We start from the raw sequence: 23,907 nt of genomic DNA, 5'->3' as shown, positions 1-23,907 counted from the left end.
GTTCCCGCACTCGCCCTGACCGTCGACGGCATGCGCAACGCGGGAGCTGTCGCGCAAGGAGTTCGGTTTATCGTCTTGTTCGACCCCAACAGTCTGATTGCCGCCATCGCGCGCTCGGGCGACCGGGCGGCCTTTGCCGAATTGTTCGACCATTTCGCGCCGCGCGTGAAGGGATTGCTGATGCGCGGCGGCGCCCCGGCCGAGTTGGCCGAGGAGGTCGCGCAGGAAACGCTCCTGGCCGTCTGGCGGAAGGCCGCCCTGTTCGATCCGGCGAAGGCCAGCGCCTCGACCTGGATCGCAACGATCGCGCGCAACCTGCGCATCGACATTGCCCGACGCGAGACCCGGTCGCGGCTGTCGCAAGTTTACGAGATCCTGGATGAAGAAGCCCCTGAACAACCCGATGCGATGCTCTCCGGCGCCGAACGCGATGCGCGCGTGCGAGCCGCGATGACCCAGCTTTCACCTGACCAGTACCGCGTGGTCGAACTCGCCTTCATCGAAGGCTTCAGCCATCAGGATGTCGCCGATCGCCTCGCGATCCCGCTGGGCACGGTGAAATCCCGCCTGCGCCTGGCCCTGTCGCATCTGCGCGGCCGGCTGGAGGATCTGCGATGAGCATGTCGCATCGCCCGTCTGACGAGACGCTTGCCGCCTTCGCAGCGGGCCAGCTCGACGAAGGCCTCGCGGTCGTCGTCGCCTGCCATATCGAGGCGGACCAGGAGAGCCGCGGCCGCCTGCGCGAGCTCCAGGCCGTGCAAGGCGCGCTGCTGGAGGCGGTCGAGCCCGTCGCAATGGCTTCCGGCCCAAGCCCTGTGGCCCCAGCAGCACGACCCGAGGCAGCGTCGCTTGAGACCGCCCCGATGTCCGAGGGGATGCCGAAGGTGCTGCGCCCCTATGGCCTCGGCCCCTGGCGCCCCATCGGCATCCGCATCGCCATGCGGCGCGTCGAGGTTCCCGGAGCAGATGCGCGCGTCTTCATGCTGCGCGCGGGGCCCGGAATCTCCCTGCCGCACCACAAGCATACCGGGTTCGAGTGGACCACGATCCTCGCCGGCGCCTATGAGCACGAATATGGGCGCTACGCAGCCGGCGATTTCGACGAGGCCGATGCCGAGCACGACCATACGCCGCGGGTCGATCCCGTCGAGGGCTGTACTTGCATCGTCGCGATGACCGGGAGCGTGCAGTTGCAGGGCTGGCTCGGCCGGCTGCTGCAACCGCTGGTGCGGTTTTGACGATCGCGTCCTTCGCAGCAGCTCTGGTCTTCGTCGCCGTGGCCATGTCCGCCTTCATGGCCCTGGCGACGCTGGTCGAGCGTCGCACCGGCAATTCCGGCTGGATCGACGTGGTCTGGACTTTCGGATTGGGGCTGACGGGGGTTGCCGGCGCCTTGCTGCCCTTCGGGGCGGGGCCGATGCCACGACGCCTCGTCGTGGCCGGGCTCGCATTGGCGTGGGCGCTTCGGCTCGGCCTGCACATCGCGCAACGCACCGCCGGCATCACCGAAGATCCTCGCTACGCGAAGCTGAAGCGGGACTGGGGCAGCGCCGCACCACGGCAACTGGCCCGGCTGCTGCAGATGCAGGCGCTGGTCAGCATACCCCTGGGATTGGGGATCGTGCTGGCGGCACATAGCACCGCGCCGGCGCTGGGCTGGCAGGATATTGCCGGTGTCGCCGTATTCGTCGCCGGCCTTGCAGGAGGCGCCATCGCCGATGGGCAATTGCGGTCCTTCGCACGGTCGGGAGCAGGCGGCGTCTGCGACTCCGGCCTGTGGCGCTGGTCGCGGCATCCGAACTACTTCTTCGAATGCCTGCTCTGGTGCTGCTATCCCGTGATCGCGTTCGCGACCGGCTACCCCTGGGGCTGGCTCGCCTTGCTGGCACCGGCCTGCATCACCCTGCTGCTCACCCGCATCTCCGGCATTCCGCCTCTGGAGGAGCACATGCTCGCCAAGCACGGCGAGGCCTATCGCGCCTACCAGAATCGAACCAGCGCCCTGATCCCGCTGCCGCCGAAAGGAGCGACGTCATGACGATCATGCAGAAGCTTTCGACCTGGGGCGAAGGGCTGCCCGTTCCCGATGCCGTCAGCCGCATGGTGATCGCGTCGCTGGTCGGGCGCACGGCCCGGTCGCTGGCCGCGCAATCGGCCGATGCCGCGGCCTTCGCCCGCGACATGGCCGACTTCCCGATCGCCGTTCATACCGATGCGGCCAATGCCCAGCATTACGAGGTGCCGGCCGCCTTCTTCGATCAGGTGCTCGGCCCGCGGCGCAAGTATTCCTCCTGCTATTATGCGGATCCCGGCGACACGCTGGCCGCGGCGGAAGACAATGCGCTGGAGCTGACCGCGGAGCATGCCGATCTCGCCGATGGGCAGGACATCCTCGAACTCGGCTGCGGCTGGGGTTCGCTCTCGCTCTGGATGGCGGAGCGCTATCCGCAGGCACGGATCGTATCGGTCTCCAACTCGGCTTCGCAACGCGCCTATATCGAAGAGCAGGCGCAACGCCGTCATCTCGGCAATCTCCGCGTCGTCACTGCCGACATGAACGCGTTCGGGACGGAGGAGCGGTTCGATCGCGTCGTCTCCGTCGAAATGTTCGAGCACATGGCGAACTGGCGCGAACTGCTCGGGCGGGTTCGTGGCTGGCTGAAGTCGGACGGACGGCTCTTCATCCATGTCTTCGCCCACCGGCAGGGCTGCTACCGCTTCGATGCGGGCGATACGGGCGACTGGATCGCGCAGCATTTCTTCACCGGCGGCCTGATGCCGAGTGCGACGCTGGCGCACCAGTTCCCCGATCTCTTCACGGTGGAGGAAGAATGGCGCTGGAGCGGCGAGCACTACCGCGCCACGGCCGAGGATTGGCTGGCGAATTTCGATCGCAATCTCGCGACGATCGATCCGATCCTGCGCGAGACCTATGGGGCGGATGCGCCGCTCTGGCGCCGGCGCTGGCGGCTGTTCTTCCTGGCGACAAGCGGACTGTTCGGCCATGCTCAGGGCGATGCCTGGGGCGTCCACCACTACAGGCTGCGTGCGGCCTGACCGATCGGCTGGGGGTGGGGACTAGACCCAGCCCCAGCCGGCAAGGCGCCGGACCGCGATAAAGGCGACCCATGTGCACAGGCCGACGACGACCGTGCCATAGACGAGGTCGACGAGCGTGATCGTCAGCGTCCAGGGCCGCAGCGTGGCGTAGTTGGTCAGGTCGTAGGTCGCATACGCCAGCAGGCCGATGAGCGCGCCATTGAGCAAGGCGGCGCTCGCACTCTCGTCGCGTAGCGCGGGCATCAGCGCGAAATACACGACCCCGAGCGGAAAGCCGAAATAGAACAGCGCCGCCGGCCAGTAGCGCACCTGCTCTACGATCAGATCGCCGAGCGCAGGCCGGTACAGCCTCGTCGTCATCGTGCCCAGCCAGATGGCGTCGCAGATGCCGAAGGCGATGAGGAAGGCGACGTAACCGGCAACGAAGCGCATGGCGATCTCCCTGGTCTTGCGGGAGATACGCCGAGCGGGCCGAGATGGTTCAGTTGTGTTTGCGATCCTGCCCCATCGCCATGGAAATCCGTTTCGGCCGGCCGAGCGTATAGAAGGCGATACCTCCTCGGCCGCAGGTGACCATGACGATCCGGATTATCCGACGCACCATCCTGCCGCTGCTTGCCGGACTTGCCTTGCCTGCCTGCGCAGCCCTGCGCCCCGGCGCCCTGACAAAAGGCGCGCGCGATGTGGCCTATGGCCCGCATCCCCGGCAGCGCATGGATATCTACGTGCCTTCCGGTGGCGGGAGCGCGCCGAAGCCGGTGGTGTTCTTCATCTATGGCGGATCCTGGGCCAATGGGGCCAAGGAGACCTATTCCTTCGTGGGGGACGCGCTTTCGGCGCGCGGCTTCGTCACGGTGATCGCTGATTACCGCCTGGTCCCGGAGGTCCGCTTCCCGGTCTTCATCGAGGACGGCGCGCTGGCGCTGCGCTTCGTGCGAGACAACATTGCCCGCTTCGGCGGCGCCCCGGAGGCGATCCACCTGATGGGACATTCGGCGGGCGCCTACAATGCGATGATGCTGACGCTGGACAGGCGTTATCTTGCCGCTGTGGGCATGCGCGCGAGCGATATCCGCTCCACTATCGGCCTCTCCGGCCCCTACGACTTTCTGCCGTTCGATATCGACGTGACGAAGGAGGCGTTCGGAAACGCCCGCGACCCTGCCCGGACGCAACCGATCAATTTCGCGCGCCGCGACGCCCCGCCAATCTTTCTGGCGACGGGATCGGAGGATACCACTGTCCTGCCACGCAACAGCGAGCGCCTTGCGCTGGCCCTCAAGAAGGCCGGTGCCCCATCCGTTTCTTTGAAGATTTATCCGGGACTCGGCCATGCCGGCACAGCGACTGCGCTGTCCCGGATTCTGCAGTGGCAAGCGCCCATTCTCGACGAGATTGTCGCATTTCTTCGAGCGCGATGAGCCGGTTGTCCGAAGCCTTCGAGGCGGGCGCGGAGCCAGCCGACGTGATGAAGGCCGCGACCCACACCCAGATATCGACGACGATGGGCTACAACCGCGGCGCCGTTGCCCAATCCATCCGGGTTGCCGAGCTGAGAATCGCGAAACGGGACGCGCCAGAACAGGCGGCGGCAACTGCTGATTTTCTGCTTTAGCCTCCAGGGCCTAAGCCCTTGAGAAGGTAGATGGTGCCCAGGGACGGAGTTCGAACCGCCGACACTGCGATTTTCAGTCGCATGCTCTACCAACTGAGCTACCTGGGCGAACCGGGAGCGGCGCGAGGCCGTCCGTGTTGGTGGGGGCGATATAGAGGCAGGCGCTCGGCCTGTCCAGTCACTTCAGCCGGCTTTCTTCAATAGGGCGCCGACAGGCTCCGGGCCTGTGGATCGGGCAAGCGGAAATCGGCGTCATTGAACCGGCGGGCGACATCGCTCAGGGAGAACTTGCCTCCCGCCATTCGCAGCGCCCGAGCACCCCGGCCAGCCGATCGATTGCGGCCAGCGCCGTGCGCCGGGCCTGCTCCGATTCGGCGATGCCGGCATGGCCGTAGAGCAGTTTGGCGAAGCCGATGGTGTCGTTCACCACCTGGAACGAGGCTTCATGCAGCTCGCGCGATTCGCGCAGCACGTCATGAAGATGCGCAACATGGGATTCCGCGCTTTCCTGCAAGGCCTTGGCGTTGAGGACGCCGGCCTTGAGCACGTCAACGCGCAACGCTTCGATGTCGCGTGCCAGCAGGTCCTTCATCAAGGCAGCCATCGCTCCTCCATCGCAGGAGATTGCTCCAACAGGCCAAGCAAGCTTCAAGCTATCATCGAAAGGGGATCGAAGGGAGCGGCAAACCTGCCGTTTGGTTAGCCGCTTCTTTCGGGATCGCGCTGCGTGATGAGTCGGGCGCTGCGATGGCCGCTGACATAGATCCACAGCCAGTTGAGCGCGACGGCGAGCCGGTTGCGCAGGCCGATCAGGAAGAAGATGTGAGCGATGCCCCAGATCCACCAGGCCAGGCGCCCGCGCAGCTTGATCCAGCCGAAATCGACGATGGCCGCGCGCTTGCCGATCGTCGCGAGATTGCCGGCATTCCTGTAGGCGAAGGGTGTTGGAGCCGTCTTGCCCCGCAGCCGCGCCTTGATGAGGCCGGCGACATAACGCCCCTGCTGCTTGGCTGCCGGCGCCACGCCGGGCACCGGCTTGCCGTCGGCACCCGCGACGAAGGCCGTATCGCCGATCACGAAGATATCGGACTCACCGGGGGCCGTCAGATCAGGCTCGACGCGGATGCGGCCCGCACGGTCGGCCGGTGCCTCCAGCCATTCCGCCGCCGGCGAAGCGGCGACGCCCGCTGCCCAGAGGATGGTTCGGGCCGGCAGGATCGCGCCACCGAGCACGATCCCGTCCGCACGGCATTCGGAAACCGGCTGACCCAGCCTGATCTCGACGCCGAGGCGGCTCAGCGCCCTCTCGGCATAGGCGGATAGATCCTCCGTGAAGCCTGCCAGGATGCGCGGGCCGGCCTCGACCAGCACCACGCGGGCGCTGCGCGTGTCGAAATTGCGGAAATCGCCGCGCAGCGTGTCATGCGCCAGCTCCGCGATCGTGCCGGCAAGCTCGACGCCGGTCGGCCCTGCCCCGATGATCACGAAGGTCAGCCATTCGGCGCGTCGCTCGGGATCGGCTTCCCACTCCGCCTGCTCGAAGGCCGAGAGGATGCGGCGCCGGATGCGGGTCGCGTCCTCCAGCGTCTTCACGCCCGGCGCGTAAGGTTCCCACTCGTCATGGCCGAAATAGGAATGACGGGCGCCGGTCGCGAGGATCAGCGTGTCGAAGGCGATCGGCCGCTCGCCTTCCAGCAGCACCTGCTTGCTGGCCTTGTCGACGCCGGTGACCGTGCCCAGCAAGGTCGTGACGTTCTTGTGGCTGCGCAGCAGGAAGCGGATCGGCCAGGCGATCTCGGAGGTCGGCAGCGAGGCGGTGGCGACCTGATAGAGCAAGGGCTGGAACAGATGGTGGTTGCGCTGGTCGATCAGCGTGATCCTGACCGGGGCGCTGGCGAGATTGCGCGCCGCCTCAAGCCCGCCGAAGCCGGCGCCGACGATGACGACGTGATGTGTTGCGGCGGCGCTCATCGGCATTGCGGCGCAGGCGCGCCGTCACCGGGCAGCCCCGATGGCGAGGCCGCGGAGCCCGGTTCAGGGGCAGCCTTCTCGGCCGGGACACCGTCGAGGAAAGTCGCCGGGGGCACGAAGAAGAGCGAGCCGGTGACCGCGCGACTGAAATCGAGCAGGCGGTCGTAATTGCCCGGCGGCGATCCCACGAACATGTTCTCCAGCATGCGCTCGATCCGGCGGGGGTTGCGGGAATAGCCGATGAAATAGGTACCGAACTCACCCGTGCCGACCTGGCCGAAGGGCATGTTGTCGCGGAGGATGTCGACCGGCTCGCCATCCTCGGTGATGCTGGTCAGGACATTGTGGGCATAGGGCTTCTTCACCGCATCGGGCTGCTCGATATCGGAGAGCTTGTGGCGGCCGATGATGTTCTCCTGCTCCTCGACCGGCATGCTGTCCCAGCCGGCGATGTCGTGCAGGTATTTCTGGACGATGACATAGCAGCCGCCGGCGAAGGGGGCGTCCTCATCGCCGATCAGGGTGGCGCGGATCGCGTCGGGGCCCGCCGGATTCTCGGTGCCGTCGACGAAGCCGATCAGGTCGCGATCGTCGAAATAGTTGAAGCCGTGAACCTCGTCGACGGCCGTCACGGCGCCACCGAGCCGGATCATGATCTGCCGCCCCAGCTCGAAGCAGAGGTCCATCCGCTTGGTCGCGCGGATGTGGAACAGGATGTCGCCCGGCGTCGAGACGGCGTGATGCACACCGCGGATTTCGCGGAAGGGATGCAGCTCCCTGGGCCGCGGCCCGTCGAACAGCCGGTCCCAGGCCTGCGACCCGAAGGCCATGACGCAGGACAGGTTGCCCTGGAGATCGCGGAAGCCGACCGCTCTGAGCAGCGAGGACAGGTCGGCGCAGAGACCGCGCACCGCCGTCTCTGCCTCCCGGCCGGGATTGATCGTCACGATCAGGAAGATCGCCGAGCGGGTCAGCGTCGCCACGACCGGTTGCGAGGTTATCGATGGCAGATCTGGTGGCATGGGCGATCCCGCTCGGCGGCCTCTCCTCCCCAGCTTGCACCGAGGCGAGCCTGGAACTCAATCCATGCTGCGCTGCTTCAGTCCTCGCGCTCACGCTGCTGCGGGGCGCCCTCTTCCGCCTCCTCGACGGGCTCGCCGGGGATGACATAGCTGCCCTTGAGCCAGCGGCCGAGGTCGATATCGGCGCAGCGCGTCGAGCAGAACGGCTTGAAGCGCGCGACCGCCGGCTTGCCGCAGATCGAGCACGGCTTCGCGGCCGGCAGTGCTTTGTCGGTGTCAGTCATATTTGAGCGTGATGCCTCCATCGACGATGAGCTCGATGCCGGTGATGTAGCGCGCCTCGTCGCTGGCGAGGAAGAGCGCGGCATTGGCCACGTCCCAGGCCTCGCCCATATGCCCCATCGGGACTTGAGCGGCGCGCGCGGCCCACATCGCGTCGACATCGCCCTTGCCGTAGACGGCGGCGAGGCCGGCGGAATGCTCGACCATCGGCGTCTTCATCAGGCCGGGCAGGATCGCGTTGACGCGGATCCTCTGCGGCGCAAACTGCACTGCCGTCGTTCGGGTTAGCTGGTTCAACGCCGCCTTCGTCGCCGAATAGCTGGCATAGGGCACGCCGGTGTGGCGGATCGACGCAATCGAGGAGATATTGATGATCGAGCCGCCCTCGCCCGTCTCCTCGAACTGGCGCTGCATCACCGGGATGACATGCTTCATCGCGAGGAAAGCGCCGGTGAGGTTGACCTTGAAGACTCGCTCCCAGACCTCCTCCGAGAGATCGACGACGCTGCCGACCTCGGCGATGCCGACATTGTTGTCGAGGATGTCGATGCGGCCATAGCGGCCGAGTGTGTGGCCGACGAGCTCGGCGACCTGGTCGGCCCTGGTCACGTCGGTCTGGACGGCAAAAGCCTGCCCGCCTTCATTCTGGATGATGGCTGCGGTTTCCTCGGCGGCATCGCGGTTGATGTCAGCGCAGACGACCCTGGCACCTTCGCGGGCGAAGATCGTCGCCGTCGCCTTGCCGTTGCCCCAGCCCGGCCCGATCGCCCCCGCCCCGGCCACGATCGCGACCTTGCCGCTCAGACGTCCCGTCATGTCTGTTTCCCCCTTGTCGGCGCGTTCGAGCGCCCGCGTTCCCGGCGGCAAGATCGACCGCGAGACGCGTTCAGGCAACCCGAATGGACGCGGTGTCAGGCTGCGTTCATCCAGCCGAAGCGGATGGGGAAGCCCTCGCCGCCGAGAAGGTTGACCGTCTCGTAGAGCGGCAGGCCCACGACCCCGGTATAGGAGCCGACGAGCTTGACGACGAAGGAGCCGGCGATGCCCTGCACGGCATAGCCGCCGGCCTTGCCGCGCCATTCGCCCGAGGCGAGATAGGTCTCGATATCCTCGGTGGAGAGGCGCTTGAAGCGCAGGCGTGTCTCGACGATGCGCTCGCGGACCGCGCCCGAAGGCGTCACCAGCGCGACGCCGGTATAGACGCGATGCGCCCGGCCGGAGAGCAGGCGCAGGCACGCGGCGGCCTCGTCGACGATCTCGGCCTTGGGCAGGATGCGCCGGCCGACGGCCACGACCGTATCGGCGGCGAGGATATAGCAGCCTTCGAGGTCGGCGCGGGCCTTGGCGCCCTCGCGCGCGGCCTGCGCCTTCTCACGGGCGAGGCGGCGGGCGAGGTCGCGCGGGCGCTCGCCCTTCAGCGGGGTCTCATCGAGATCGGCGGGCAGCAGCGCATCGGGCTTCAGCCCGGCCTGCTCCAGCAAGGCGAGGCGGCGCGGCGAGGCCGATGCGAGAACGAGCATCGGCCGCCAGCCGGGATGTTTGGGAGTGGAGAAAAGGCTCAACAGGCTGCTCGACAGGATTCCGGGGGCCGGAGGATTTCGGCACAGGCCAGCCTTAGAGCATTTCGGCAGGGGGATAAATCCATCCGCGCCGGCAGCGGCCGGAACATCACCTTCCGCATTTCGGACGTCGCGCGCCGGTTCCATGCGATCGCGGTCGACCGCCGTGGTATACTAGGCATTGCCAAGCGCTGCCGTTGACGGCACACTCCTACCCCCTCGGCGTTACGTCTCCTGGTTTCGTCGGCTTACCGGAGTCCACCATGCCGAGATCGCGCAAATCGACGGGCTCCGCCCTTGCGACCGGGGCGGAGGCGCAGGTTCTTGCGGCGCGCCTGATGTCCATGCAGGCGGATGCCGGCCTCACCATCGCCATGCGGATGCCGCTGCTGATGAGGGGCGCCTTCGGAGACAGCCGCGGCCAGCGCGAGGCGACCAAGGCCGTGATGGAGAAGGCCTCGGCCGTGTTCGAGAGCAGCGTTGCCGCAATGCAGGCGACGACCGCCTTCTGGTGGGGCCTCGCCCTCCACCCGCCAGGCCAGTTCGACCTCGCGACGGCGGCGGTCAGGGCTGCCGACAGCACGCTGGAGCCCTTTGCGCGGCGCACCCGCGCCAATGCGGCGCGACTCAGCGGTAATCGCCGCTAGGCTTCGGCTGACGTCAGACCTGACTGTCCAAACCGGGTCCCGTCGCGGGAGCCGGCGCAGACAGGGCGTGCGCCCGCTCCAGCTTGCGGTAGCGCACGACGCTGACCGGGATCAGCGCGAGATAGGCGACGACGACGACGGTCAGCACCTCGAAGGTGTAGGCGAAGAGCAGGCCCGCGACGATCACCACAGCGACGAAGATCGGCAGCACCTGGGTCCGCGGCACGCGCGTGCCGAGCGTCTTGCCGGCATAGCAGGGGATGCGCGAGATCGTCAGGAAGGCGATGAACAGGATGTAGATGCCGACGAAGAGCGCGCCGTATTCCTGCACGGGAACGCCGATCATGTGCAGATAGACCGGCAGCATCGCGGTGATCGCGCCGGCCGGGGCCGGCATGCCGACGAAAAAGTCCTTCTGCCAGTCCGGACGATCGGGATCGTCGATCATCACGTTGAAGCGCGCCAGCCTGAGCGCCATGGCGCAGGCCAGCGTCAGCACGATGATCCAGCCGAACGACTTCAAATCGTGCAGGACGAAGATCCACAGGACATAGCCGGTGGCGACGCCGAAATTGACGAAATCGGAGAGCGAATCGAGCTCGGCGCCGAAACGCGAGGTGCCCTTGAGCAGGCGCGCCAGACGGCCGTCGACACCATCGAGCGCCGCCGCGATCAGGATGCAGATCGTCGCCGTCTCGAGCTTGCCCTCGACGACGAGGCGCATCGCGGTCAGGCCGAGGCAGAGCGCCAGCAGCGTGATGACGTTCGGTGCCAGCAGCCGAAACGGAATCGGCTTGAAGCGGGCGCGCTTGGATTCGACGCGCTCGGGCTCGAAGGGGGGGAACAGGTCGCTCATGTCAGCCGGAATACGCGGTTTTTGGGACGCAGGCTAGGCGCCGGCGCGCGTCATCCCGCGCGCGCTGCGGCGCGGAGGGCCGCTGCGCTGATGCGGGATCGTCATCGGGAGAAGGCGTTCTTCTCGGGAGCGTCGGAGGAGCGCCCGTACCGGAGGGCGGTCCCGTGTCTGCGCAGCGGCATTACATGCCGCAGCGCGCACGGGATGACACCGCCTCTCAGGCGCCCTTCAACCCTCAGATGTCGCGGAAGCTGCGCGCCACCGACTCGTTGCCGGTCAGGTCGGCGAGCACGGTCTCGCCGGCGATCGCGGTCTGGCCCTCGCCGACCAGCGGCACGACATGCGACGGCAGGTAGACGTCGACGCGCGAGCCGAAGCGGATCAGGCCGAAGCGCTCGCCGGTGCCCAGTACGTCGCCTTCCTTGACGAAGGGCACGATGCGGCGCGCGATCAGGCCGGCGATCTGGACGACGCCGACGATGCCCGACTTGGTCTCGATCGCCAGCGCGTTGCGCTCGTTGTCGTCGCTCGCCTTGTCGAGCTCGGCATTGAGGAAGAGGCCGGGCGTATAGGCGATCTTGGCGATGCGGCCGGGCACGGGCGCGCGGTTCACATGGCAGTCGAAGACGTTCATGAAGATCGAGATGCGGGTCATCGGCTCGGCCGGCAGCTCCAGCTCCGGCGGCGGCAGCGACTGGGCGATCTGGCTGATGCGCCCGTCGGCCGGCGAGATCACCAGCCCTTCCCGTTGCGGTGTGACGCGCACGGGATCGCGGAAGAAATAGCAGATCCAGATCGTGACGATCGCGCCGATCCAGCCGAAGGGCGACCAGAGATTGGCGAGGATGATCGTCGCCACGAGGCCGATCGCGATGAAGACATAACCCTCCTTGTGGATGGGCACGATCACCTTGCGGACGGAATCGACGAGGGACATGGGGCGGTTTCCGTTGGGCTGCCGGCGCTGGGCGCGCGGGAATGGCTTGGTCGCCACCGAAGGCCGGCAGCGAGCGTTGCGCTGATTTAGGAGGTTCCGGCGCGAAGGGAAAGCCCCGGCGCACGCCGGTGAACGGCGCGCGATGTCGCGGTCGGTTCGCTCAGGCGGCCCGGTGCTGCACCTGGACGAAGCGCACGGCCGCCCTCCAGGTCAGCAGGGCGAAGACGACGAGGACGATGCCCTGGGCGATACCGAAGGGTGGTTCGGATTGCGTCGGCGCCAGGGCGTGCAGGGCCGGGACCTTGCCGAAGAGCTGCGCGACCAGCACGAAGATCAGCAGATAGAAGGACAGCACGGCCATGATCGCGTAGATGCGGCGCCAGCCGCCCTCCAGCCGCCTCCCGTAAAGCGCGTAGGCAGCGATCGCGACCAGCACGATGTGGATCGCCCCGACGATATGCGATGGCAACACGCCGTTGAACGGGAAGCCGAAACCGGTCGCGCTCGTGGCGAAGGCGGTGGACAGGAAGATTCCGGTCCAGCCCGGCCGCGTGTGCCCGTGCAGCAGGCCCGTCGTGACCGGAAACCCGGCGACGATAGCCACAAGGCTCAGCCAGGTGTGGAAACCTACGAATGTGGTCGGATCGAACATGGCGGCCCCCCAGCTTCACCCTGCCGGGGCAGCATGCAGGAAACGGACCGTAGTTGCGAGGGCTTTTAAACTGGGCCGAATGGAGAGGCGTCGAGGGCCCCAGCCGTCATGGTCGGGCTTATCCCGGCCATCCACGTCTTCACTGATGAAGAGCAGTGCCCAAGACGCGGATGCTCGCCACGAGGGCGAGCATGACGGAGTCGAGCGGCCGATGCCCTACGTCAGCGTCACCCGGACGCTCTCGCCCTCGGCCTCGGTCGCACGCTGGAGCGTGGCCTTGGCTTCGTCGACTTCGCGCTGGCGGTTCCACATCGCGGCATAGACGCCGTCGGCCGCGAGCAGGTCGCGATGGTGGCCGCGCTCGACGATGACGCCCTTGTCGAGCACGATGATCTCGTCGGCATTGACCACGGTCGAGAGCCGGTGCGCGATGACGAGTGTGGTGCGGCCTTCGCTGACCCGGTCGAGCGCGTCCTGGATCTCCTTCTCGGTGAAGGAATCGAGCGCCGAGGTCGCCTCGTCGAGGACGAGCACCGGGGGGCCCTTCAGGATGGTGCGGGCGATGGCAACGCGCTGCTTCTCGCCGCCGGAGAGCTTGAGCCCGCGCTCGCCGACGGAGGTGGCGTAGCCTTCCGGCAGCAGGCGGATGAAGCGGTCGATCTGGGCGAGGCGCGCGGCCTCCTCGACCTCGGCCTGGGTCGCCTCGGGGCGGCCGTAGAGGATGTTGTATTCGATCGTGTCGTTGAACAGCACGGTGTCCTGCGGGACCATGCCGATCGCGGCCCTGAGCGAGACCTGTTGGATATCGGCGATCGGCTGCCCGTCGATCAGGATGCGGCCGGCTTGCGGCTCATAGAAACGGAAGAGCAGGCGCGAGATCGTCGACTTGCCGGCGCCGGAGGGGCCTACGATGGCGACCGTCTGCCCCGGCAGGATCTTGAACGAGACGCCGCGCAGGATCGGCCGCTCCGGCACATAGGCGAAATGCACGTCGTCGAAGACGACCTCGCCGGCGGAAACCGCCAGCGGCTTCGCGCCGGGCTTGTCCTGGATTTCGGGATCGCGGCCGATCAGCGAGAACATCTGGGCGATGTCGAGCGTCGCCTGCTTGATCTCGCGATAGACCGTGCCCATGAAATTGAGCGGTATGTAGAGCTGGATCAGCATCGCGTTGATCAGGATGAGGTCGCCGACCGTGTTCGTGCCGGCCTGGAAGCCGCGCACCGCCATCACCATCGACAGCGTCAGCCCCACCGCGAAGATCGCGGCCTGGCCGAAATTGAGCCAGGCGAGCGAGCTGTAGGACTTGATCGAGTTGCGCTCGTAGCGCGCCATCGACAGGTCGTAGCGCGCGGTCTCGCGGGCCTCGGCGCCGAAATACTTCACCGTCTCGTAATTGAGCAGCGAGTCGATCGCCTTGGCATTGGCGTCGGTATCCAACTCGTTCATCGCCGAGCGGATGGCGATACGCCACTCCGTCGCCTTGATGGTGTAGGTCATGTAGGCCGTGACCATCGTGACCAGCACCACGACATAGCGCCAGTCGAACAGGTACAGCAGCACCGTGATGATCATGATGACCTCGATGATCACCGGCACGAGCTGGTTGAGGCCGAGGCGCACCATCTCCTCGATGCCGTTGCGGCCGCGCTCCAGCACGCGGGTGAGGCCGCCCGTCTTGCGCTCCAGATGGAAGCGCAGCGAGAGATGGTGGAGATGGCCGAAGGTCTGGAGCGCGAGCGTGCGCACCGCATGCATGAAGACCGGGGCGAAGATGGCGTCGCGCATCTGGACGAAGGCGGCCGCGCCGACGCGGGCGAGGCCATAAAGCACCGTCAGCGCCAGGGGCGCGCCGACCAGCCAGGGCAGCCATTTCTCCAGGTTCGAATAGGTGCCGGCCAGCGCATCCGTCACCCATTTGAAGGTGAATGGCACGCCCATCAGCACCAATCGCCCGCACAGCATCAGCGCGAAGGCCGCGACGACGCGGCCACGCAGATCGGCACGCTCGGCCGGCCAGAGATAAGGCCAGAGCGCCCGGAAGGTTGCGAAGAAGCCGGACCCGGGCTGGATCACGGCAGAGCGTTGGAAGCTCGACGTCGGGGGCGGCGCTGACGGCGCGGACATTTTCAAACGATTCCAGTTGGCGCGTTCATATAGACGCAATCGCGCGCCGTTGCAGGGGAATGTCGTTGCGTGGGGAACATGGCTCGGACTGCCCGAAAGCTGCCTTGCCATCGCCCCATCGCAGGTATCTGATCCCATCCAGAGCGCCCGACGCTCGAGAAGGGGAAGGAAATACCATGAAGGCTCAACAGCTTGTCGCCTCCGGGATCGGCATCGCCGCCGCCATCATCCTCGCGCTGCCGGCCATGGCGCAGGGCTCCCGGCCGCATCCTCAGATCACGATCACCAACCAGCGCACCGTGCCCTTGAGCAATTTCGCGATCGCGACGCCCGGCGACCAGCCGCGCCTCGTCGCCAAGCTCGCCAAGCCGCTGGCGCCGGGCAAGAGCGTCGCGCTGAAGCTCAACAAGCCGCAGGGCTGCGCCTATACCGTGCAGGCGCGGTTCGAGGACGAAGCCGAGAGCGACGCCGATATGGACCTGTGCAAGGACCGGGTGATCCGCCTGACGGAGTGAGCAGAATTTCCTTCTCCCCTCGGGGGAGAAGGTGGCAGCGCGAAGCGCTGACGGATGAGGGATGAGTAGCGCCAACGGCCCTCATCCGTCTGCTTCGCAGACACCTTCTCCCCCGCGGGGAGAAGGAAGAAGCGGCTCACGCCGTCGCGCCGGCCTTGACCAGCTTGTAGGTGATCGAGTCGACCAGCGCCTGGAACGAGGCGTCGATGATGTTGGCGCTGACGCCGACCGTGGTCCAGCGCTCGCCGGTCTCGTCGCCGGATTCGATCAGCACGCGCGTCACCGCATCGGTGCCGCCCTGGAAGATGCGGACCTTGTAGTCGACCAGCCGCAAGCCGCCGATCAGCGACTGGTAGCGGCCGAGATCCTTGCGAAGCGCGATGTCGAGCGCGTTGACCGGGCCGGCATCGCCTTCCGCTGCCGAGATCAGCACCTCGTCGCCGACCTTCACCTTCACGATCGCTTCGGAGAAGGTGACGAGCTCGCCAAGCGCATTGTAGCGGCGCTCGACATTCACGGCGAAGCGCTCGACCGCGAAATAATCCGGGACCTCACCGAGGATGCGCTTCACCAGCAGGAAGAACGAGGCGTCGGCGCCCTCGAAGGCATAACCCTGCGCCTCCTTGTCCTTGACCTCCTGCAGCACGCGGTTGAGGCGCGGATCGTCGCGGCCCAGCGTCACGCCGATTCGCTCCAGCTCGGCGACGAGGTTCGACTTGCCACCCTGGTCGGAGATCAGGACCTTGCGGGTGTTGCCGGTCGCTTCCGGCGCGACATGCTCGTAGGTGCGCGGGTCCTTCAGCACGGCCGAGGCGTGGATGCCGGCCTTGGTCGCGAAGGCCGAGGCGCCGACGAAGGGCGCATGCCGGTTCGGCGCGCGGTTCAGCATCTCGTCCAGCGCGCGCGAGACATGGGTCAATTCGCCGAGCTGGTCCTCGCTGACGCCGAGTTCGAAGCGGTCGCGATAGCGCTCCTTGAGCTTCAGCGCGCCGATCAGCGTGACGAGATTGGCATTGCCGCAGCGCTCGCCCAGACCGTTGAGCGTGCCCTGGATCTGGCGCACGCCGGCCTCGACCGCCGCCAGCGAATTGGCGACGGCGCAGCCGCAATCGTCATGGGCGTGGATGCCGAGATGGTCGCCCGGAACGGTCTTGGCGACTTCGCGCACGATCGCGCCGACCTCGTCGGGCAGCGTGCCGCCATTGGTGTCGCAGAGCACGACCCAGCGCGCGCCGGCCTCATAGGCCGTGCGGGCGCAGGAGAGCGCATAGTCCGGATTGGCCTTGTAGCCATCGAAGAAATGCTCGCAGTCGAGCATCACCTCGCGGCCGGCGGCTTTCGCGGCCTCGACGCTCTCGCGGATGCCGGCGAGGTTCTCCTCCAGCGAAATCTCCAAGGCGACATGGACATGATAGTCCCAGCTCTTGGCGACGAAGACGATGGCGTCGGCCTTGGCCTCCAGCAGCGCCGCGATGCCGGGATCGTTGGCGGCCGAGCGCCCTGCCCGCTTGGTCATGCCGAAGGCGGCGAATTTCGCCTGCTTCGTCGGCTTCTCCGCGAAGAAGGCGGTATCCAGCGGGTTGGCGCCGGGATAGCCGCCCTCGACATAATCGACGCCGAGCCGGTCGAGCAGGCCTGCGACCGCACGCTTGTCGTCGAGCGAGAAATCGACGCCGGTGGTCTGGGCGCCGTCGCGCAGCGTCGTGTCGAAGAGATGGACGCGGGCCGCGCTCATCGCTCGCGCCGCAGCTTGAAGCGGACGACGCGCGGCACGACCATGGCCAGCATGACCAGCTTGATGGCGAAGGAGAGCGAGCCCGCCGGGCGGATCTTCGGACTCATCGCTTCACCTCCCAGCTGGTCGTGGGCTCGCCGGTGGCGGGGTCCTTGCCGTCCTTGAGCGCGATGCCCCTAGCGGCGAGTTCGTCGCGGAGGCGATCGGACTCCGCGAAGTTCTTCGCGCGGCGGGCTTCGAGGCGGGCGGCGATCAGGCGTTCGACCTCAGAACCGTCGATGGACAAATCTAAGCCTGCGATGATGGTAGTTCCGCGTGTATCCTTGGTCGGTCTCTTGAAAATCCCAAGAAATGCGGCCGATTGGGCCAGTTTCTCGGCCTCGTCAGCATCATGGCGCGCGCGCTTTGCGATGTTGGAGAGCACAGCGAACGCCTTTGCCGTATTCAGGTCATCAGCAAGCGCTTCCACAAGCTCCAGCGGCGGACGAGCCCTCGCTGAATCGAGCGTTCCGTCATCGTTGATGACATTCACCCAACTCGCGTCACGCAGAGCGACAACCCAAGAATCGAGCGTCTTCTCCGCCTCCTCCAGCGCCTTCACCGTCCAGTCGATCGGCTGGCGGTAATGGGTCTTGAGCATCGCTAGGCGCAGCACCTCGCCCGGCCATTTGCGGCCGCCGAAGACATCCGTCTCCAGCAGCTCGTTGATGGTAACGAAGTTGCCGAGGCTCTTCGACATCTTCTCGCCTTCGACCTGCAGGAAGCCGTTATGCATCCAGATATTGGCCATGAGCGGCTGCCCTTCCGCCCCGCCAAAGGCGCAGCAGGACTGCGTGATCTCGTTCTCGTGGTGCGGGAAGACGAGATCGATGCCGCCGCCGTGGATGTCGAAAACGTTCTTCATGGGGTCGTCGCAGGACAATCCCCCGCCGAAGGGCGTCAGCAGCTTCGCCATCGACATCGCCGAGCATTCGATATGCCAGCCGGGGCGGCCGGGCGTGGCGATGCCGGCCGGGGACGGCCAGCCGGGATCGATGCCGTCGCGGCTCGGCTTCCACAGCACGAAATCCATCGCGTCCCGTTTATACGGAGCCACATCCACTCGTGCCCCCGCCAGCATCTCGTCGAGCGAGCGGCGGGCGAGTGTGCCGTATTTCGGCGCCTTGACGAGATGCGCGACCGCCGGAACGTGGAAGAGCACATGCTCCTCGGCGACATAGGCGACGCCGCGCGCGATCAGGCGCTCGATGATCGCCTTCATCTCCTCGATATGCTCGGTGGCGCGCGGCTCCGTCGTCGGCCTGAGCGTGCCGAGCGCATCGATATCGGCGTGGAACTGCGCCGTCGTCGTCTCAGTGACCTTGGCGATCGCCTCGTTCAGCTTCAGGCCGGGATAGTCGCGCGCCGCGCGGGCATTGATCTTGTCGTCGACGTCCGTGAGGTTGCGGGCATAGGTGACGTGATCGGCGCCGTAGATATGGCGCAGCAGCCGGTAGAGCGCGTCGAAGACGATGACCGGGCGGGCATTGCCGATATGGGCGTAGTCGTAGACCGTCGGGCCGCAGACATACATGCGGACATTCGACGGATCGATCGGCGCGAAGTCCTGCTTCGTCCGCGTCAGCGTGTTGTAGAGCCTCAGGGTCGGCGACATCGGGGCTAAATCCTGGGAAACGAACGGCGAAATACGAAAGGGCGACCTGGCCGCTGGCCGGGGGCGCTTTTGTCGGTTCGTTTTTCAGGACGAGGACGTGAGCAGCCGGCCAGCGAAAGCTAGCGGCAAATAATGCAAGTGCTGTTGATGGCGGCTCGCGTCATGGTGCGAACTGATTGCCTTTCCGCGGGCTTTCCGTCAAGAGGGCGCCCGATTGCTGCAATGCAGCATTGCCTCAAGGTTGCCGCGGTTCATTCAAATTTAACCGGCCGGAACCATCCTCCCGATTCGCGGGTTCTGCGCCCGCAACCCATCAGGAACCCAAATTCATGCGCCGCGCCGTGGCCTTCGTAGGACTGCTCGGGATCGTTGCCGGCGGCATCTCGCTGTCGGTCATGCCGACCAGCCACACCGCCGCAGCCGCGAACGAGCCGCGCACCTTCCTGATCCCGGCCAGCGACGGTTACGGCGTCGCCGACTGCATCTCGTCCAAGGCGGAATGCGGCAAGATCGTCGCCAATGCCTGGTGCGAGTCGCAGGGTTTCGGCAAGGCGGTCGCCTTCGGCGTCGCCACCCGCGAGGACTTCACCGGCTCGGTCACCAAGCAGAGCCCGGCCCAGGCGGCCGAGCAGCCGCTGAGCATCACCTGCGGCGAATAACTTTCCGCTTCAGCGAATCCATTCCGAACATTTCGGCGGCTCGCCCGACGCGCCCCAGGGCATGATCGGCACGGTCGAGGTCGAGTTCTGCGGCGAGCCGTCGATCAGCTTGTCGGTATAGACGAGATAGACCAGCACGTTGCGCTTGGTGTCGCAGCCGCGCACGATCTGCATCTTCTTCCAGATCAGCGAACGGCGCTCGCGGAAGACCACATCGCCCTGCTCCGCCTTCTCCTTGAACTTGATCGGCCCGATCTGGCGGCAGGCGAGCGAAACCTCCGAAACCTCCTCGGCGACGCCGAACATGCCGGACATGCCGCCCTTCTCGGGCACGGTATAATGACAAGCGACGCCTTCGACGGCGGGGTCGTCGACGCCGTAGACGGCGAGCTTGTCGTTCGGCGTCAGCATCTTCCAGACGGTCGATTTCCTGAAGATCAGGTCTTCCTGCGCCGTGGCCGGCGACAGCATCATTCCCGACAGGGCGAGGGCCAAGGCGGCCAGGACCCAACGACGAAGCAGCATTCCCATTCTCCCGACGCGTTCCAGCTTGGCGCCCGGCAGGATATGGGAAGCGGAGCAGCGGCGCACCAGAGTTCTGCGTCGCACAATCTCATTCCGTGAAATGGCTCGGGACAACGGAAACATGCTGCCGGAACTGGAAAGCCAACGGCTGCTGCTGCGCCCGCGGGCGTTGGAGGACCTCGACGCCATCGCGGCGATGAACGCCGATCCGGCGGTGATGAAGCATATCGCCGCGATCGGCGATCCCGCGATGGGCCGCGAGGCCGTCGCGGCGCGCAGCTTCAGCCATGTCGAGCGGGGATTGGGCTACTGGTCCGTCTTCGCGAAAGCCGAGCCGGCGGTCTTCATCGGCTATGTCGGGCTTATTCCGGATGGGTATGCCGCCGAGGATACTCAGTTGAGCTACAAATTCACGGTGTCAAGCTGGGGCCGAGGCTATGCACGGGAAGCCGCGGCGCGCCTTTTGCGGCATGGTTTCGAGGCGCTCGCGCTGGCGAGCATCGCCGTCACCACGCATCCGCTCAATCTGGCCTCGCTGCGGCTGGCGGAGCGGCTCGGCTTCACGCCCGCGCCAGTCGATCCGGCGATCCTGATCGGCCATCCAGCCGTGATCGCCACGCGCTTCCGGCTCACGGGCGAGGCGTGGCGCCGCCTCAACCCGCCAGCGGCTTGAAGACGAGATAGGCCGCCGCGAGCGCGCCGATGACGCCGAGCGCGAACAGGACGAGCTTCAACCGCGTCATCGTGCTGGCGAAGGCGACATTGCCGCCATCGACCTGCGGGTAGCGATCGAGCAACCGCGCCACGGCGAAATTCTCGGCGACGTCGCAAAGCCCGCCGAGCAACCAGCCACCACCGCAAAGCGCCGCCACCCACCAGGGTTGTCCCCGCGTCGCAAGGCCGGCGATGATCAGGGCGCCGACGATCGCATAGGTGAAGGCGCACGCGACATCGGCCGGCAGCACGCGGTTGCGATAGCGCGCGCGCTTGTCCTCGCCATAGAGCGTGAACAGCTTCTCGACATCGGCGACGTTGTAGCCGTCCCAGTCGCTTTCCAGCATGCGCGGCACGCCCTGCCGGCTCGACCAGACGCCGACGGCCCAGAACAGCACCACCACCAGGACCGGCCCCCAGATGAAGAAGGCCAGCGGAATGGCGGTCGAATAGAACGGCACGGTCTCTGTCATGGCGTCTCGGTTCTCGCGTCTGGCATCGGCGCTGTGGGAAGTGAGGTTATCCGGCCGCCCGGCTGCCGCCAAGCCGAGACAACCGGAACTCGATCAGCCGTGGGGCAGGATGTCCTGCTCGATCGCACCGAAGATCGAATGCCCGGAGGCATCCTTCATCTCGATGCGGACGGTGTCGCCGAAGCGCAGGAAGGGCGTCTTCGGCTCGCCACCGCGGATCGTCTCGACCATGCGCTGCTCGGCGATGCAGGCATAGCCCTGCCCGCCTTCCGCAACCGGCCGGCCCGGCCCGCCATCGGCATCGCGATTCGAGACCGTGCCGGCGCCGACGATGGTGCCCGCCGAGAGGCGGCGGGTCGCGGCGGCATGGGCGATCAGCGTACCGAAATCGAAGGTCATGTCGGTGCCCGCATCGGGTTTGCCGAAGAGCGTGCCGTTGACCTGCGCGAGCAGCGGCAGGTGCAAACGGCCGTCGCGCCAGGAGCCGCCCAGCTCGTCCGGCGTCACGGCCACAGGCGAATAGGCCGATGACGGCTTCGACTGAACGAAGCCAAAGCCTTTCGCCAGTTCGCTGGGAATCCGATTCCGCAAGCTCACGTCGTTGACGAGCATGACGAGGCGGATCGCGCCGAGCGCCTCCTCGCGCGTCGCGCCCATCGGCACGTCGCCGGTGACGACCGCGATCTCCGCCTCGAAATCGATGCCGTCATCCTCGCTGCGGGCGTGCACGGCCTGGCGCGGGCCGAGCGAGGCGTCGCTGCCGCCCTGGTACATCAGCGGATCGGTCCAGAAGCTCTCCGGCATGGTGGCGCCCCGCGCCTTTCGGACGAGATCGACATGGTTCACATAGGCCGAGCCGTCGAGCCACTGATAGGCGCGCGGCAGCGGCGCGGCGCAATCATGCTCGTGGAAGCGGAAGGACGGGACCGAGCCGTGCTCCAGCCCCTCGGCGAGGTCGGTGAGGCGCGGGGCGTGCCGCTCCCAGTCGTCGAGCGCCGCCTGCAGCGTCGGCACGACCGGAAAGGCATCGGTGGCGCGGGTCAGGTCCCGCGAGACGACGACGAGACGGCCGTCACGGCCATGCGCGAGCGAGGCAAGCTTCATGTCTTTTCATTCCTTCCCGGACGCGCCAATAAGGGCATAACAATCCCTCGGGAGGAAACCATATGGAACGTCGCAGCTTTTTGAAATCGGGGGCACTGGCCGCCGCCGCGACGACGGTCGCAATGCCGGCTGTCGCGCAGTCGCAGCCCGAGGTGAAATGGCGGCTGACCTCGAGCTTCCCGAAGTCGCTGGACACCATCTTCGGCACGGCCCAGCAGTTCTCGAAGTTCGTCTCCGAGGCCACCGACGGCAAGTTCGAGATCCAGGTCTTCGCGCCCGGCGAGATCGTGCCCGGCCTCCAGGCGCTCGACGCGGTTTCCTCCGGCACGGTCGAATGCGCGCATTCGCCGACCTATTTCTATATCGGCAAGGACCCGACGCTGGGTCTGGGCACCGGTATCCCCTTCGGGCTCAACGCCCGCCAGCAGCATAGCTGGTGGTATTTCGGCGGCGGCGAGCAGATCGTGAACGGCGTGCTCGACCGGTTCAACGCCTATTCGATCCCCTGCGGCAATTCCGGCTGCCAGATGGGCGGCTTCTTCCGCAACGAATTGAAGAGCATCGACGACCTCAAGGGCCTGAAATTCCGCATCGGCGGCATGGGCGGGGCGGTTCTCGCCAAGCTCGGCGTGGTGCCGACGCAGATCGCGCCCGGCGACGTCTATCCGGCGCTGGAGCGCGGCGCGATCGACGCGGCCGAGTTCGTCGGCCCCTATGACGACGAGAAGCTCGGCTTCATCCGCGTCGCCAAATACTACTACTATCCCGGCTGGTGGGAGGGCGGCGCGATGCTGCACCTGATCATCGGCAAGGAGGCCTGGGCCAAGCTGCCGAAGCACTACCAGGCGATCGTCCAGAACGCCTGCGAGGCGGCCAATAACTGGATGCTGGCCAAATACGACTTCGTGAACCCGGGGGGCCTGCGCCGTCTCGTGGCGCAGGGCGCGCAGTTGCGCGGCTTCCCGCTGCCGGTGATGGAGGCGGCGCTGAAGGCGGCCGAGGAATACTATGCCGAGACCAGCGCCAAGAGCCCGGACTTCAAGAAGGGCTACGATTCGATGGTCGCGTTCCGCGGCGAGAACCTGCTCTGGTGGCAGATCGCGGAACTCTCCTACGACTCGTTCATGAACCGGCTGAAGGCGCGCTGAGGCGCGAGCGGTCATCATCATGACGAAGAAGCAAGCCGCTGATACGGAAGAACAGGCGCTCCATCTGGAGCGCTTCCTGCCCTATCGCCTGAATGTCGTCGGCACGCTCGGCGGCAGGGCGCTCGGGCGCATCTATGGCGAGCATTTCGGCATCGGCATCCCGGAATGGCGGGTCGTGGCGCAGCTCGGCGAATTCGGCAAGCTGACCTCGCGCGACATCGGCGAGCTCGCCCAGATGCACAAGACCAAGGTCTCGCGGGCGGTCGGCGAGTTGGAGAAGCGCGGCCTCGTCTCGCGCGCCGAGAACCGGCAGGACCGGCGCGAATCCTTCGTCGCGCTGACGCCGGCGGGCAAGCGCATCTACGACCAGATCGTGCCGCTGGCGCTCGGCTTCGAGGCGCGCTGGATCGACGGCATCGCGCCCGACGAGCTCAAGGTGTTCGAACGCGTGCTCTCGACCTTGACCGAGCGCGGACGGCATCTCGCCGGGAATTATCGCGAGGAAGACGGGGCTTAGGCCCTCACGCGACCACACCGCGCCGTCATCCCGGACAAGCGGCGAAGAGGCGCCGATCCGGGATCCATGCCGGAGCATTTCCGGCAGAGGCTCAGGCATGGATCCCGGGTCTCCGCTTCGCTGCACCCGGGATGA

At 66.5% G+C, this 23,907-nt stretch carries 28 protein-coding genes and 1 tRNA gene; 12 read left to right on the top strand and 17 right to left on the bottom strand.

Annotation, left to right across the window (positions count from 1 at the left end; all coding sequences use genetic code 11):
• Window positions 1-30: 30 nt before the first annotated feature.
• The 4 genes from ACFJGT_RS06610 to ACFJGT_RS06595 are packed head-to-tail and all read left to right on the top strand — an operon-like array spanning window position 31 to window position 3,057.
• Window positions 31-618 carry a sigma-70 family RNA polymerase sigma factor gene (locus tag ACFJGT_RS06610; protein WP_377848936.1) on the top strand — a complete coding sequence of 196 codons (588 nt, stop codon included), beginning with the start codon at window positions 31-33 and terminating at the stop codon, window positions 616-618.
• Window positions 615-1,238, top strand: coding sequence for a ChrR family anti-sigma-E factor (locus tag ACFJGT_RS06605; protein ID WP_377847090.1), 624 nt, complete (start codon window positions 615-617; stop codon window positions 1,236-1,238). The genes ACFJGT_RS06610 and ACFJGT_RS06605 overlap by 4 nt, the downstream gene beginning before the upstream one ends.
• The gene (locus tag ACFJGT_RS06600; protein WP_377847088.1) at window positions 1,235-2,038 is read left to right on the top strand and encodes a DUF1295 domain-containing protein; all 804 of its coding nucleotides are present in this window, start codon (window positions 1,235-1,237) and stop codon (window positions 2,036-2,038) included. The genes ACFJGT_RS06605 and ACFJGT_RS06600 overlap by 4 nt, the downstream gene beginning before the upstream one ends.
• Window positions 2,035-3,057 (top strand): SAM-dependent methyltransferase, encoded by a 1,023-nt coding sequence (locus ACFJGT_RS06595; RefSeq protein ID WP_377847086.1) that lies wholly within the window; start codon window positions 2,035-2,037, stop codon window positions 3,055-3,057. Before ACFJGT_RS06600 ends, ACFJGT_RS06595 begins: the two co-directional genes overlap by 4 nt.
• Window positions 3,058-3,078: 21 nt before the next feature.
• Here ACFJGT_RS06595 and ACFJGT_RS06590 read toward each other — a convergent pair whose 3' ends face one another.
• Complete coding sequence (locus tag ACFJGT_RS06590; protein WP_377847084.1) at window positions 3,079-3,492, bottom strand: DUF2177 family protein; 414 nt, start codon at window positions 3,490-3,492, stop codon at window positions 3,079-3,081.
• A 143-nt stretch (window positions 3,493-3,635) separates the two neighbouring features.
• Between ACFJGT_RS06590 and ACFJGT_RS06585 the strand changes: the two genes are divergently transcribed.
• Both ACFJGT_RS06585 and ACFJGT_RS06580 read left to right on the top strand, forming a co-directional pair.
• The gene (locus tag ACFJGT_RS06585) at window positions 3,636-4,481 is read left to right on the top strand and encodes an alpha/beta hydrolase (RefSeq protein WP_377847082.1); all 846 of its coding nucleotides are present in this window, start codon (window positions 3,636-3,638) and stop codon (window positions 4,479-4,481) included.
• Between the two features lie 5 nt (window positions 4,482-4,486).
• On the top strand, window positions 4,487-4,675 hold the full coding sequence (locus ACFJGT_RS06580) for a hypothetical protein (protein WP_377847079.1): 189 nt from the start codon (window positions 4,487-4,489) through the stop codon (window positions 4,673-4,675).
• Between the two features lie 31 nt (window positions 4,676-4,706).
• Here ACFJGT_RS06580 and ACFJGT_RS06575 read toward each other — a convergent pair.
• The 7 genes from ACFJGT_RS06575 to ACFJGT_RS06545 form a co-directional block, all read right to left on the bottom strand.
• Window positions 4,707-4,783, bottom strand: a tRNA-Phe gene (locus ACFJGT_RS06575).
• 169 nt (window positions 4,784-4,952) lie between these two features.
• Window positions 4,953-5,267, bottom strand: a complete 315-nt coding sequence (locus ACFJGT_RS06570) for a hypothetical protein (protein WP_377847077.1) — start codon at window positions 5,265-5,267, stop codon at window positions 4,953-4,955.
• Window positions 5,268-5,374: 107 nt separating this feature from the next.
• Window positions 5,375-6,646 carry an NAD(P)/FAD-dependent oxidoreductase gene (locus tag ACFJGT_RS06565; RefSeq protein WP_377847075.1) on the bottom strand — a complete coding sequence of 424 codons (1,272 nt, stop codon included), beginning with the start codon at window positions 6,644-6,646 and terminating at the stop codon, window positions 5,375-5,377.
• On the bottom strand, window positions 6,643-7,668 hold the full coding sequence (locus ACFJGT_RS06560; RefSeq protein WP_377847074.1) for a Dyp-type peroxidase: 1,026 nt from the start codon (window positions 7,666-7,668) through the stop codon (window positions 6,643-6,645). Before ACFJGT_RS06560 ends, ACFJGT_RS06565 begins: the two co-directional genes overlap by 4 nt.
• Before the next feature lie 77 nt (window positions 7,669-7,745).
• Window positions 7,746-7,952: a DNA gyrase inhibitor YacG gene (yacG, locus tag ACFJGT_RS06555; protein ID WP_377847073.1), complete on the bottom strand. Its 207-nt coding sequence runs from the start codon at window positions 7,950-7,952 to the stop codon at window positions 7,746-7,748.
• The gene (locus ACFJGT_RS06550) at window positions 7,945-8,766 is read right to left on the bottom strand and encodes an SDR family NAD(P)-dependent oxidoreductase (RefSeq protein ID WP_377847071.1); all 822 of its coding nucleotides are present in this window, start codon (window positions 8,764-8,766) and stop codon (window positions 7,945-7,947) included. Before ACFJGT_RS06550 ends, yacG begins: the two co-directional genes overlap by 8 nt.
• 95 nt (window positions 8,767-8,861) lie before the next feature.
• Complete coding sequence (locus tag ACFJGT_RS06545) at window positions 8,862-9,470, bottom strand: Maf-like protein (protein ID WP_199091495.1); 609 nt, start codon at window positions 9,468-9,470, stop codon at window positions 8,862-8,864.
• 302 nt (window positions 9,471-9,772) lie between these two features.
• Here ACFJGT_RS06545 and ACFJGT_RS06540 point away from each other — a divergent pair, with 302 nt between their 5' ends.
• Window positions 9,773-10,156, top strand: a complete 384-nt coding sequence (locus ACFJGT_RS06540; protein ID WP_377847068.1) for a hypothetical protein — start codon at window positions 9,773-9,775, stop codon at window positions 10,154-10,156.
• 13 nt (window positions 10,157-10,169) lie between these two features.
• Here the strand turns inward: ACFJGT_RS06540 and ACFJGT_RS06535 are convergent, their stop codons facing one another.
• The 4 genes from ACFJGT_RS06535 to ACFJGT_RS06520 form a co-directional block, all read right to left on the bottom strand.
• Window positions 10,170-11,012 (bottom strand): CDP-alcohol phosphatidyltransferase family protein, encoded by an 843-nt coding sequence (locus ACFJGT_RS06535; RefSeq protein WP_377847066.1) that lies wholly within the window; start codon window positions 11,010-11,012, stop codon window positions 10,170-10,172.
• A 235-nt stretch (window positions 11,013-11,247) separates the two neighbouring features.
• Entirely contained in the window at window positions 11,248-12,006 is a 759-nt protein-coding gene (locus ACFJGT_RS06530) for a phosphatidylserine decarboxylase (RefSeq protein WP_377847063.1), read from the bottom strand.
• A 103-nt stretch (window positions 12,007-12,109) separates the two neighbouring features.
• Window positions 12,110-12,601 (bottom strand): hypothetical protein, encoded by a 492-nt coding sequence (locus tag ACFJGT_RS06525; protein ID WP_377847061.1) that lies wholly within the window; start codon window positions 12,599-12,601, stop codon window positions 12,110-12,112.
• A 216-nt stretch (window positions 12,602-12,817) separates the two neighbouring features.
• On the bottom strand, window positions 12,818-14,728 hold the full coding sequence (locus ACFJGT_RS06520; RefSeq protein WP_377847059.1) for an ABCB family ABC transporter ATP-binding protein/permease: 1,911 nt from the start codon (window positions 14,726-14,728) through the stop codon (window positions 12,818-12,820).
• Window positions 14,729-14,904: 176 nt separating this feature from the next.
• On the opposite strand from ACFJGT_RS06520, the gene ACFJGT_RS06515 reads away from it, so the two are divergent.
• Complete coding sequence (locus tag ACFJGT_RS06515; RefSeq protein ID WP_377847057.1) at window positions 14,905-15,243, top strand: hypothetical protein; 339 nt, start codon at window positions 14,905-14,907, stop codon at window positions 15,241-15,243.
• Window positions 15,244-15,379: 136 nt separating this feature from the next.
• Here ACFJGT_RS06515 and cimA read toward each other — a convergent pair whose 3' ends face one another.
• Together cimA and cysS are read right to left on the bottom strand one after the other, a co-directional pair.
• Window positions 15,380-16,978 carry a citramalate synthase gene (gene cimA / locus ACFJGT_RS06510; protein WP_377847055.1) on the bottom strand — a complete coding sequence of 533 codons (1,599 nt, stop codon included), beginning with the start codon at window positions 16,976-16,978 and terminating at the stop codon, window positions 15,380-15,382.
• 103 nt (window positions 16,979-17,081) lie between these two features.
• Window positions 17,082-18,632, bottom strand: coding sequence for a cysteine--tRNA ligase (gene cysS, locus ACFJGT_RS06505; protein ID WP_377847053.1), 1,551 nt, complete (start codon window positions 18,630-18,632; stop codon window positions 17,082-17,084).
• A 329-nt stretch (window positions 18,633-18,961) separates the two neighbouring features.
• On the opposite strand from cysS, the gene ACFJGT_RS06500 reads away from it, so the two are divergent.
• On the top strand, window positions 18,962-19,291 hold the full coding sequence (locus ACFJGT_RS06500; protein ID WP_377847051.1) for a hypothetical protein: 330 nt from the start codon (window positions 18,962-18,964) through the stop codon (window positions 19,289-19,291).
• 9 nt (window positions 19,292-19,300) lie between these two features.
• Here the strand turns inward: ACFJGT_RS06500 and ACFJGT_RS06495 are convergent, their stop codons facing one another.
• The gene (locus ACFJGT_RS06495; RefSeq protein ID WP_377847049.1) at window positions 19,301-19,816 is read right to left on the bottom strand and encodes a CreA family protein; all 516 of its coding nucleotides are present in this window, start codon (window positions 19,814-19,816) and stop codon (window positions 19,301-19,303) included.
• 121 nt (window positions 19,817-19,937) lie between these two features.
• Here ACFJGT_RS06495 and ACFJGT_RS06490 point away from each other — a divergent pair, with 121 nt between their 5' ends.
• Window positions 19,938-20,489, top strand: coding sequence for a GNAT family N-acetyltransferase (locus ACFJGT_RS06490; RefSeq protein ID WP_377847047.1), 552 nt, complete (start codon window positions 19,938-19,940; stop codon window positions 20,487-20,489).
• Here the strand turns inward: ACFJGT_RS06490 and ACFJGT_RS06485 are convergent.
• Window positions 20,470-21,003, bottom strand: a complete 534-nt coding sequence (locus ACFJGT_RS06485; protein ID WP_377847045.1) for a hypothetical protein — start codon at window positions 21,001-21,003, stop codon at window positions 20,470-20,472. The two genes, ACFJGT_RS06490 and ACFJGT_RS06485, sit on opposite strands and share 20 nt — an antisense overlap.
• Before the next feature lie 93 nt (window positions 21,004-21,096).
• Complete coding sequence (locus tag ACFJGT_RS06480) at window positions 21,097-22,107, bottom strand: fumarylacetoacetate hydrolase family protein (RefSeq protein ID WP_377847042.1); 1,011 nt, start codon at window positions 22,105-22,107, stop codon at window positions 21,097-21,099.
• A gap of 62 nt (window positions 22,108-22,169) precedes the next feature.
• Here ACFJGT_RS06480 and ACFJGT_RS06475 point away from each other — a divergent pair, with 62 nt between their 5' ends.
• Together ACFJGT_RS06475 and ACFJGT_RS06470 are read left to right on the top strand one after the other, a co-directional pair.
• Entirely contained in the window at window positions 22,170-23,255 is a 1,086-nt protein-coding gene (locus ACFJGT_RS06475) for a TRAP transporter substrate-binding protein (RefSeq protein ID WP_377847040.1), read from the top strand.
• A 19-nt stretch (window positions 23,256-23,274) separates the two neighbouring features.
• Window positions 23,275-23,772 carry a MarR family winged helix-turn-helix transcriptional regulator gene (locus ACFJGT_RS06470; protein ID WP_377847038.1) on the top strand — a complete coding sequence of 166 codons (498 nt, stop codon included), beginning with the start codon at window positions 23,275-23,277 and terminating at the stop codon, window positions 23,770-23,772.
• Window positions 23,773-23,907 lie beyond the last annotated feature (135 nt).

The sequence above is a fragment of the Allobosea sp. UC22_33 genome, from assembly GCF_042700715.1.
In the GTDB taxonomy this organism is placed as follows: Bacteria; Pseudomonadota; Alphaproteobacteria; order Rhizobiales; family Beijerinckiaceae; genus Allobosea.
The sequence above is the reverse complement of the archived record's forward strand: the minus strand, read 5'-3'. Positions and strand labels throughout refer to the sequence as shown.